This is a genomic window from Eisenbergiella porci (assembly GCF_009696275.1).
Taxonomy (GTDB): domain Bacteria; phylum Bacillota; class Clostridia; order Lachnospirales; family Lachnospiraceae; genus Eisenbergiella; species Eisenbergiella porci.
Genome location: NZ_VUMI01000091.1, coordinates 1 through 9,699 on the forward strand (window position 1 = coordinate 1; position 9,699 = coordinate 9,699).

Below are 9,699 nucleotides of genomic sequence, written 5' to 3' on the forward strand. Positions count from 1 at the left end.
AACTCCTCCTCCCGTGCTTTGTAGTGTAGCTTCTCACAAACTATTTTACAACACAGCGTAGAGAGTTGGAACACTTTCATTACTATTTGTGCCGCCAGCCGAAGGCGGCGGAATGGGGATTTATATGTAAACAAGAACATTAACCTTTTCTTCCTGCATATTATTGTGCGGGTATTGTGCAGGCCGAAAAGCCTGTAAATACGGGGTTTCCAGGATTATAAGAGTGCTGAGCGCACAATATTTCAGTCTATGTATAAGAATATTGCACCCTGGCGGCGGAGAATGGACGCAGTCATCATCTTTACAACGTGTGCCCACCGGGCACACAAATAATATAAGCCGCGGCATTTTGCGCCGCGGCTTAATAATAAACAGATCAGATTTTTATTTTTTTAATTTCTTCTGCATAATACTGAACCAGTTCAAACTTGGTCCCGGGCATCAGCCTGTGGTCCGGGCAGGGGATAAAACCGCCCAGGCTGGCCAGGCGCTTCATTCTTTCGATCTCGGCATCCACCGCCGCTTTATCCTTGCGCAGCGCTGTTTTATCCATTCCCCCTACGCCAAGCATACCATTTCCGAACTTATTACGTGCCTTTTCAAACTGGTCTCCCCAAACGCCCACTTCAATGGGAAACATTGTGTTAACACCATTTTCAAACCAGGTAGGAAGCAGGCTCTCCACCACGCCGTCACAGTCCAGGGAAATAATATCAATTCCGTATTTATGGCAGAGATCCGTCCTCTTTTTATAATGCTTTGCACAAAGCTCCTGAAAAAGTACCGGGGAAAGAAGAGGACCGTTTTTAAAGCAGATATCCTCCCAAAAATGGGCATAATCAAATTTCGCACCTGTTTCCAGGACAGCCTCCACACATTTATACTGCATTTCCGCATAGGTATCCACAATATCTGCAAACAGTTCTTCATCCTCATCATAAATTAGGTAGCTCATGCCCACAACGGAGGTCATATTGCGGATATCTCCCAGCACGCTTCCGATTGAAAGCCCCACCGGCCTGTCCTGCAGCCTTGTCTCATTAAAATGCTTGTAAAACTCAAAATCAATACGCTCAGGCATATACTGCATTTTGGGCTTGTAAAGCGTTTCAAAGGCCTCCCTGTCCTTCAGCTGGTAATCATCCTCTGAAGGAATGGAAGCGATGCCCGGCTTAATCCGTTCAATCAGCCCGACACTGTTCTGAACCCGCTGTGAGCCGTCCGGAAGCTCCTCCAATACTTTAAATTCAAATTCCGGATAAAGCCCCTTCTGCATTCCCACCTGGGTTGACCAGTTGAAATCCCAGCCGATCAGCTTATCCAGCTCCCTGTCCTTTTCACTTCCGTCATAGTTGTGTTCAGCCAGTTCTTTGGGAATTTTTTTCTGATCCGCCCACTCCGCAAGCAGTTCCTCCCAATACCCGAAATGCACGGCAGGCATACGATCCGCCGGCTTGTAGTGCAAAATGTTCATGGCGCGTTCTCTGTTTGTCATTGTTCCCCTCCGCTTATCTGCCAGTTTTCTTCGTATTTTTGGCAGAGTATTCCTGGATTTTGTTTTTATCAGCCTATAACAACAAAAATCCTTATGCTGATTATCTGTCTCCGTAGTGTCCACGGCAATGAGCAATATAAATACGTCCGCCTTCTATGTGATATACAAGCCGGTCTTTATCATTGATACGCCGGCTGAATTCTCCCTGAAGATCGCCTGTTAGCGGTTCCGGTTTTCCAATCCCTTCCATGCATCCGTTTCGCTCAATATCCTTAATAAGCTGATTGATTCGTTTCATTGTCTTTTTGTCCTGCATCTGCCAATAAAGGTAATCCTCCCAGGCATCATCAGACCATATTTTTTCACTCATCTTCAACCTCAATCAGTTCGTGAGCATTTCCTTTTCCCGAACGCAGTTCCTGAACAGATTTCTTCACGTATTCCACATTAGTATCACAAAAAAAAGGATCAACAGACTGCGTAATTTCAAAAGGAATGCGCTTTTCACGAAGAACTGCCTTCACAAAAAGATTAATTGCAGTGGACGTATTTAATCCAACGTTTGCGCAGAATGCATCAAAATCTATTTTATCGTGTTCATCTACTCTCGCAGTTATTGTAGCTTGTGCCATATATATTGCATCTCCTTTCTGTATTCTATTTGCCTTTATTATAACCGTATTGTATGCTAATTACAAGCTATTGTAATACAATTTCAAATAATAATAATTGAGTCCTGTAACAATTCAGACAGATAAACTGCTACCCGAACTTCCCTAAGAGATACCAACCGAGACACCTTCCTGCTCCACCTTTTTCCCCACCTCCAGCATAGTCTCAAACAATTTCCGCTGTCCTGCAAAGAAAGGCTCCTCCATCATCCGCAGCAGCTCCCTCCGGTCATGCTCCGTCAAGTCCTTTCCCGTTCCACAAAACCGCATATACGTTTCCCTATCCATATAACGGGGCAAAAAGGGAATTCCCGTTTTCTCACACAAATCCTTCCATATCAGAAAGCCGCCACAATCCAAATCTCCGAAATGCCCATAAACACAATCCGGGAATGCCCGGTACAGTTCCCGCAAAAACTGTCTCTTCGCCCGATTATGATAACCGCCCAGATAAACAGCAAGCGTCCCTTCTTCCTGCCACCGATGGAAGGAGGTCAGGTTTTCAATCGTCACGATTCGGCTGACCGGACAGCTGACATCCCAACATACGTCACCGATATCCTGACTGGACAGACCAATACCGCCCTGCAGCGCAGCGAGATAAATACGGCTGTCCGGCATGACTTTTGCATCTTGTCCACCGACCTCCTTATGGGACAGCGTAAACACCCCGCTGCCCTTCACCATCACCCAAGATGGATTCTTAAAAATATCAAATTCCTCTAATACCTGCTCCGCCGTCAGCTCCGTCAGCGTATTTTCCGGAAAAAACCGGGCAATAATGCCCGCCGCCCCGGCAATCTCCTTCTCCGCCGCCTTGGAATCCTTCAGATAACGTACAGAAAATTCCCTTAAAAAAATTTCCGTCCGGTTCTCCAAAATATGCAGAATCAGTCTGCAGCGTTCCGCCATCACCTGCGGATGATCCATATCCACATACTGCGCCACGCTCTGCCCCTGCCCGATTCTTTGCTCCACATACTGTAAAAAAGCATCCAACGCAGGATGTCTGCCCCGGTATTCCCGGCATATATGAATCACATCCTCTTCCTTTTGTTTTCTGGTTCTGCGCTGCAGCCATGCATAAATTTCTTCCGCACGTTCTGTCTGCAGCAGACACTTTTCCAGAATATGTCCTTCCTTTCCCTTCCGCCAGATCAGGCGCACAAATCCTTTTTCCTCCATATCCGCAAGCTGGGCATGTACCAGTTCAAACTGCATGGAGGTTTCGTCAAAATATTCCGGCAGCGTACTCTTTTTCACCGGAAATTCAATGCTCTGCTTCCGCTGGTTCTGGCCTGTATATAAAAGGCTGTTTTCATATTTATCCAACAGGCTGTTCAATACTTTCTCATCATACCGTTTCATGCCCGGGTAAAGTCCTCCACATAACTCATTTTGTCATCCTGCAATACGAGCAGCACCTTCTTCACCGCAGGGCCGATATACTGGATCTTGTCCGGCGGCGCTGCAATAATAACCTGCAGATTGGAATGGGTCAGAAATTCCAACACACCCGAAATACGTTCATCATCCATATTATTAAAAGCCTCATCCAGCATCACCAGGCCAATAGCATCTCCGCCGATGCTGTTCCGGTAAAGCTGCATAAAAGAAGCTGCCACGGTAATGTAAAACGGCGTCTGGGTCTCGCCGCCGCTCTTTTCCCGGCTGACCTTGGAATACAGCATATAGCTTTGATCCTCACCCGTAATCTTGATATCGTAGTCCATATAAGTTCGGTAATCCGTGTATTCCTCCAGCGTTTTAGCGCTGTTTTCATCGTCCAGCGCCAGCTTTTCAAACAGTTCCTCTATCACCTCCCGGTGATTCTGGCTGAACAGACTGCTGAAAATGGATTCGCCCTGCATGACATTGAAATCATCCATGATCATCTGATAGAACTTCTTCAGCTTTCTGCTGGGTTCATATAAAAATTCATATTGTTCTCTGGAAAAATGAATCTCTCCAAGCGAACGGTTCAGCTCCTTAAACTCGTTCTGCGCCTGCTTGATATTTTCCTGAAGACGGGATAAAAACTGCTCTCTGAATTCATCCTCCGCCGCCTGTCTGGCTTTATAAACTTTATCCTCATATTCCAAAAGCCTGGAATTTTTCAGCTTATCATATTCCGCCAGAAATTCCGGATATCCCTGCAGCGATTCCGCCGCGCCAAAATCATGGGCCACCTTATACTCCCGCATCAGAGTAATCATTTCGCCCTCCGCCTTTTCCTTTAAAGTCCAGTTCGCCTTTCGGGCGCGTTCAAAATTCTCCTTAAACCGCTGTAATTCCTTTCCTTCTTTCAGCTTTTCATATTCTTTGCTGCATTCTGACGTATCCGGGCCAAGCCTTTCCATCAGCGCCGCCAAAGCCGCCTGCTGCCCGGAAAGCTGCGATGCCAGGTTAACCAGCAGTTCTTCCTGCTGTCTGGCTTCTTCCCCGCAGCTTCCCTGCAGCATTACAGCCTTTCTTATTTGGGTATCCAATTGACTCATACTTCTCTGCAGCTCTTCCAAATGAAGCCTTTTCTGAATCAGGGTCTGATTCGCATGCAGACCCTTCATAGCCTCCCTGCAGTCCGCCAGCTGTTTTTCATGCTTCCGCTTTTCCTCCAGCGCCGGGAGGCGGTACTTCAAATCCACATCCGCAGTGGTATCCAACGGTTTTGTCACAAATTCCAGCTGACTGATCTTTTCCTCCAGTGCTGCTTCCTGCTCCTGCAAAGCCTTCTGCTGTCTGCGGCACTGCTCCAGCTGCCGCAGATAGGCCTCCGCACCGATATAAGGCGTTTCATACACCTCCGGTTTAATAGCGCTGACCACATGATTCTGATACCGCATACATTGTCTGGTTATGGCCACGGGATACAGCTTTAAATCCTGATACTTCTGGCACATATGCACCTTACCCAGGACCATATTCACATATCGCTTTGCCCAAATGCTTGCGGAAGTCACCACCTCGGCAAGGGAGCCTGCCGGAACCTCATCATATTTTTCCAGCTTTCCCGTATTAATCAGGCCAACGCCATAGGCCTTCCTGTTTTCCCGCATTCTGTCATAAACGCTCAGGGCCAGATCAAAATCCTCCGGCTCCACCAGCAGGTAAAAGCGCTGGTTATTCAGATAGCCTTCCACCGCATTCTGCCAGGCAGGATTCACAATATCCAAAAGCTCACACAATACACGGACTTCCGTGCTCCTGCCAACCTGCCGCAGCTGCTCCTTAATGCGCTGCCTCAGCTGTGTTACACTGTCCGGATAAGTAAGCCGCTTCTTTTCCAGCTGTTCGATACGATTTTTCAAATCAGACAGCTCTTTCTGACAGCCGTTTAGCTCCACCCTCGTCTCAGCCAGCTTCCTCTGCACCTTTTCATACATCTTCTTTTTATAGGAAAGAACTTTTTCCAGACAAAGGTTCACGTTAACCAGGCTTTCGCATTCTTCCAGCTTTTCCAGAAAGGCAGTATACTCCTTTACACACCCGTCTGCATCCTTTACCTGAAGAAGCTTCTGCGCATCCGCCAGCGCCGCCTTAACCGCCCTGTGAAGCGCCTGCATTTCCCTTCTGTCAACTTCCAGCTGCCCTTTTAGCGCCGTTTCCTGCTGTTCCAGCTCATGCAGCGCCTGATATTCCTTATCTGTATTTAACTCCACCGAAAGATCCGTAATGAGCTGCTGCCGCTGCCGTCTGGCTTCCTGCAGCTCTTCCTCCCTGCGCTTCTGTTCTTTCTCCCGCATCTGCGCGCCGTCCCGCCTTGCCTTCGCGTCACTCCGGGCCTCCTGCGTCAGCTCCACATCCACCCGCGCCAGATAATATTCCTGAAACCGATCCCTGCGCAGACCGTTTTCCACCTCGGCTTCTTTTTCATTGATTGCCTCCAGTTTGGCAATCCGGTTTTTCACATCCTGCAGCATACGCTCCAAATCCTGATAGCTGCGGACATTTTCTTTCAACGCATCGATATTGACTTCCTTCTCATCCAAAACATAGGAATACACAAAATCCTTAATATCATGAATCGGCTTAAAGGCAAGGGCTTTGGGAATCAATGAAAAAAATTTGTCCTCCAGGCGGCCGAACCTGGCCTGCACCATCTTTTTGGCTTCCGTCTGTGTATTGGCAAAGATTTTTATCCCCTTGTTTGTCCCACGGAAAACCGAAATGGATTTCACCTGATTTCCCCGCAGAAACAGTTCATCCGTCAGCTGCCTGTTTTCCATCAGATACCAGCCCACATTGGGTTCCTTCTCCTCTGAAGCCGAATCCATTACCGCACCCACAATAAAGAACTGTTTTCTTGCTTCCTCCCAAAACTCCAGGGCAATATGGCTTGTGATCTCTCCGCTCCGCTCATATGGACGATCCTCCCGTCCCGTCTTGCACCTCATGTAGCTGTTCAGGTTCCGCTTTCCCTTTTCATGGGCAGCCTTGTTAAAATGCACCTTGGAACAGGTCACCACAAACTGAATCGCATCCAGAAGCGTGGACTTGCCCGCCCCGTTTTCCCCGGAAAGCAGGACGGAATCATCCAGTTCGATAAGCTCGTTTGCAAACCTATGCCAGTTAATCAGCCGAATCCTGCGCAGCTTCTTCATCTTCCGTTTTTCCCCCTTTCCGATACAGCGCAAGCATATCATTCACCCGTTTAATGTCCTCTACCCGCACTGCCATCAAAATAGAATCATAAATAATCACGCGGGATTCCTCCTGCATCAGATCCCGATCCAGAAGCTCCACCAGATTGAACCGCTTAAACAGACGAAGCGCATTATTCATAGTCGTTTTATCAATCTGTTTTTCCCGTATTTTTAATGATATATATTTTTCCTGGATATCGCCCAGATTTACCACTACATCGGTCAGGGAAAGCTCCCTCTTTTTCTCATCATATAAAATCCGCAGGATCAGCAGGATGATGGAGTCATTCAGCTTCAAATTCAAGTGATTATAATTCTCCCGGTTTACCAACTGGATTACCCCATACTCGTCATTGATTTCCAGCGTATAGCCCAGCACCTCCAGATACCGCTCAAACACCGGTTTCCAGCGCTGGATAAAGTAAAAATCGCTCTTCGTGACTTCATTACGTCTGACGATAAAACAAATACTCATCAGCTTATTGCAGACCCGGCGGAACTCATCCCTGTCCTTCTGCAGCATTCCTTCAAACCAATCCATCTATCTATCTGCCTTCCTTTCGCCGAATCAGAAAATCCCGGAACCGAAACCCGCACTTTTCCGTCATATTTTTTAATTCCAGCGTATAATCCATATTCTTCCTCTGCCCGTACAAACGGATATAAATTAACCGGATAAAGGTATCCCCTTCACTGACCGGAAACTCGGATGCCGCCATAACCTGTCTGTCTCCCAGCATTTCCTTCACATAAGCGTTGATTTTCTCAGGACTTAATATCCGCGCCAGCTTCTCTTCCATCCTTCTGCGTTTTTCTTCCCGCAGCTCTTCATTCGCTTCGAAGCTTTCCATGACCTCCGGTATAAATTCTTTTTTCCCTTCCACCGGCGCATACAGGGAATCCGTATCCAGATACTCCCAGGAAAAAAGCTTTATCAGCCGATCCATCTCTTCCAATTCATATACTGCATTGTAATCCAGTTTTTTCTCTGTAATCCGTTCATTTAAAAAAATCAGAATATCTTTCAGCTGCCCACGTACATCCTCCCCTGAAGAGAGCAAAAAACGTGCCCGGTTAATGGCAGCCCGCTGATACCGCGTATTCTTTTTGTTAATCTCACTTAAAATTTCATCCATCTGCCGAAATGCATCAATCACCTCATGCAGCATGGACAATACCTCTTCCCTTGCCTCTTCCTCTGAAATCTCTCTCAACTCAGCGATTTCCCCTGCAGCCTTATTCAGGAACCGAACGCTGCGGCTATTGCTTTCCAGCCGCTCCAGGATTTCTGGCCGGAACTTGGAAACATTGTCCGAGGTCAGAAGCCGGTGGTACGCCTTATCCACCACATTTGTATAATAATCATTCAACAGCGCATCCATAATTTCCGCCACCGTGGAGTGCTTCGTCAATTCATCAATATATCGTTTGATATTCGCATTCAGACTTTTAAGCCCTGTAATCAGCGCGTCCGTATTCTCCACGATCTGCAAAAGCCCGATACCGGGATTCTCCAGACCGGCACGGGCTAAACTGTAAATGGTGTAAATATACCCCTGATATTCTGTTCTTTTCTCTTCCGAAATCGCAAGCAGCGTCTTCATTACCTGAACCGCATAATCGCGGAAGTTCACCCGCTGCACGTAGCTGTGATCCGTATCCACCGAGATCCAGCCGTACCTCTCCAGCCTGCGCAGGATAAAATTCGCCTTATCCCGGCTGTTCATGCCGCCTGCCATATCCGCACTATCAGCAAGAGCCATACCGTCTCCCGGATCCAATTCCTCTTCCGGCATCTGCGCCGCCATCGTTGAATCAAAATAAAACTGCAGCTCATCCACCAGGACATCCCGCTCCACACCAAAAGACAACTGCCGGTTGGTCACTGCGAACAACCGGCAGATACATTCCCAATATACCAATTTCCCCGGCGCCGCCAGAGGATGAAAAAAATTCTCAGGGATGATGTCGAAAAGCATATAAATGCAGACTCCTGTATCTGGTTTGAAATATTTTAAAATGTCTAACGACATTTTATCATTGCAATTGCAGGAATACAAGAGGGGGTTCGCAGTTTAGTTCCGAATCTGCTCCGGCTTTTCTGCTTCGGTTGCGATTGCTGTCCAGCCCACTGTATTACTAACTTTTCTGGCTTTCTGCTCAATTTTTCTGGCTGTATGCTCACTTAAACATGAGATAATTTCCAGCAATTGTATATTCCCGTTATATATATTCCTTTGTTATCGGGAAAATGTCCTGTATTAAAAAGACTCTCTCTCGATTATCATCCAATTTAACAATATGGATAATATCACAAGGTTTTCCCATTCTTCCTTTTTCTCTATAATATTTTTGTATTCACCCCAACCATCTGTATATCACATGTCTGTCAGTGGTAAACTTTCTTTGTGCTTATACGAGTATAATATGAATTGTTATACCTATCGCCCCTACATTTCCAAATTTCATTGCTCCATTCAGCTTACCTGCTACACATAAGTTCTGTATATTACGAACTGACATATTCCATTTTTTTACTGCATCTTTCGCTGTTATGAAACCGTTCATCTGGCACCTCTATATCATATAATCTTAGCATAATTATATGATATCGCAAATACGCAAAATATCATTCTTTTCTTTTCATCAAAATAGGCAGCTGCTAACCGCAACTGCCTACCCGCTAATGGGATATTCGGTTCAGGGCATTATCCTTGCCTCCCAACGGCCTCTATTAGTATATTCAAAATATTTGGATATTATCATATAAATCCCCATTCCGCCGCCTTCGGCTGGCGGCACAAATAGTAATGAAAGTGTTCCAACTCTCTACGCTGTGTTGTAAAATAGTTTGTGAGAAGCTACACTACAAAGCACGGGAGGAGGAGTT

At 46.6% G+C, this 9,699-nt stretch carries 7 protein-coding genes; all 7 read right to left on the reverse strand.

Annotated elements, in window-relative coordinates:
* Positions 1 to 376: 376 nt before the first annotated feature.
* The 7 genes from FYJ45_RS28070 to FYJ45_RS28100 all read right to left on the reverse strand — a co-directional run bounded on the left by FYJ45_RS28070 (position 377) and on the right by FYJ45_RS28100 (position 8,788).
* Positions 377 to 1,495 (reverse strand): uroporphyrinogen decarboxylase family protein, encoded by a 1,119-nt coding sequence (locus FYJ45_RS28070; RefSeq protein WP_021640265.1) that lies wholly within the window; start codon positions 1,493 to 1,495, stop codon positions 377 to 379.
* A gap of 100 nt (positions 1,496 to 1,595) precedes the next feature.
* Positions 1,596 to 1,865, reverse strand: a complete 270-nt coding sequence (locus tag FYJ45_RS28075) for a Txe/YoeB family addiction module toxin (protein WP_154468264.1) — start codon at positions 1,863 to 1,865, stop codon at positions 1,596 to 1,598.
* Positions 1,858 to 2,127: a type II toxin-antitoxin system RelB/DinJ family antitoxin gene (locus FYJ45_RS28080; protein ID WP_117544819.1), complete on the reverse strand. Its 270-nt coding sequence runs from the start codon at positions 2,125 to 2,127 to the stop codon at positions 1,858 to 1,860. Before FYJ45_RS28080 ends, FYJ45_RS28075 begins: the two co-directional genes overlap by 8 nt.
* Before the next feature lie 144 nt (positions 2,128 to 2,271).
* The gene (locus FYJ45_RS28085) at positions 2,272 to 3,534 is read right to left on the reverse strand and encodes a Wadjet anti-phage system protein JetD domain-containing protein (RefSeq protein WP_154468265.1); all 1,263 of its coding nucleotides are present in this window, start codon (positions 3,532 to 3,534) and stop codon (positions 2,272 to 2,274) included.
* Positions 3,531 to 6,767, reverse strand: a complete 3,237-nt coding sequence (locus tag FYJ45_RS28090; protein ID WP_195842026.1) for an ATP-binding protein — start codon at positions 6,765 to 6,767, stop codon at positions 3,531 to 3,533. Before FYJ45_RS28090 ends, FYJ45_RS28085 begins: the two co-directional genes overlap by 4 nt.
* Complete coding sequence (locus FYJ45_RS28095) at positions 6,736 to 7,350, reverse strand: DUF4194 domain-containing protein (RefSeq protein WP_154468267.1); 615 nt, start codon at positions 7,348 to 7,350, stop codon at positions 6,736 to 6,738. Before FYJ45_RS28095 ends, FYJ45_RS28090 begins: the two co-directional genes overlap by 32 nt.
* 4 nt (positions 7,351 to 7,354) lie before the next feature.
* Positions 7,355 to 8,788, reverse strand: coding sequence for a Wadjet anti-phage system protein JetA family protein (locus FYJ45_RS28100; protein WP_154468268.1), 1,434 nt, complete (start codon positions 8,786 to 8,788; stop codon positions 7,355 to 7,357).
* Positions 8,789 to 9,699 lie beyond the last annotated feature (911 nt).

What these genes read in the sequence shown, in the direction of transcription:
- FYJ45_RS28085 (WP_154468265.1), bottom strand. Translation starts at nt 3,534, where the DNA reads ATGAAACGGTATGATGAGAAAGTATTGAACAGCCTGTTGGATAAATAT.
- FYJ45_RS28080 (WP_117544819.1), bottom strand. Translation starts at nt 2,127, where the DNA reads ATGGCACAAGCTACAATAACTGCGAGAGTAGATGAACACGATAAAATA.
- FYJ45_RS28100 (WP_154468268.1), bottom strand. Translation starts at nt 8,788, where the DNA reads ATGCTTTTCGACATCATCCCTGAGAATTTTTTTCATCCTCTGGCGGCG.
- FYJ45_RS28070 (WP_021640265.1), bottom strand. Translation starts at nt 1,495, where the DNA reads ATGACAAACAGAGAACGCGCCATGAACATTTTGCACTACAAGCCGGCG.
- FYJ45_RS28090 (WP_195842026.1), bottom strand. Translation starts at nt 6,767, where the DNA reads ATGAAGAAGCTGCGCAGGATTCGGCTGATTAACTGGCATAGGTTTGCA.
- FYJ45_RS28075 (WP_154468264.1), bottom strand. Translation starts at nt 1,865, where the DNA reads ATGAGTGAAAAAATATGGTCTGATGATGCCTGGGAGGATTACCTTTAT.
- FYJ45_RS28095 (WP_154468267.1), bottom strand. Translation starts at nt 7,350, where the DNA reads ATGGATTGGTTTGAAGGAATGCTGCAGAAGGACAGGGATGAGTTCCGC.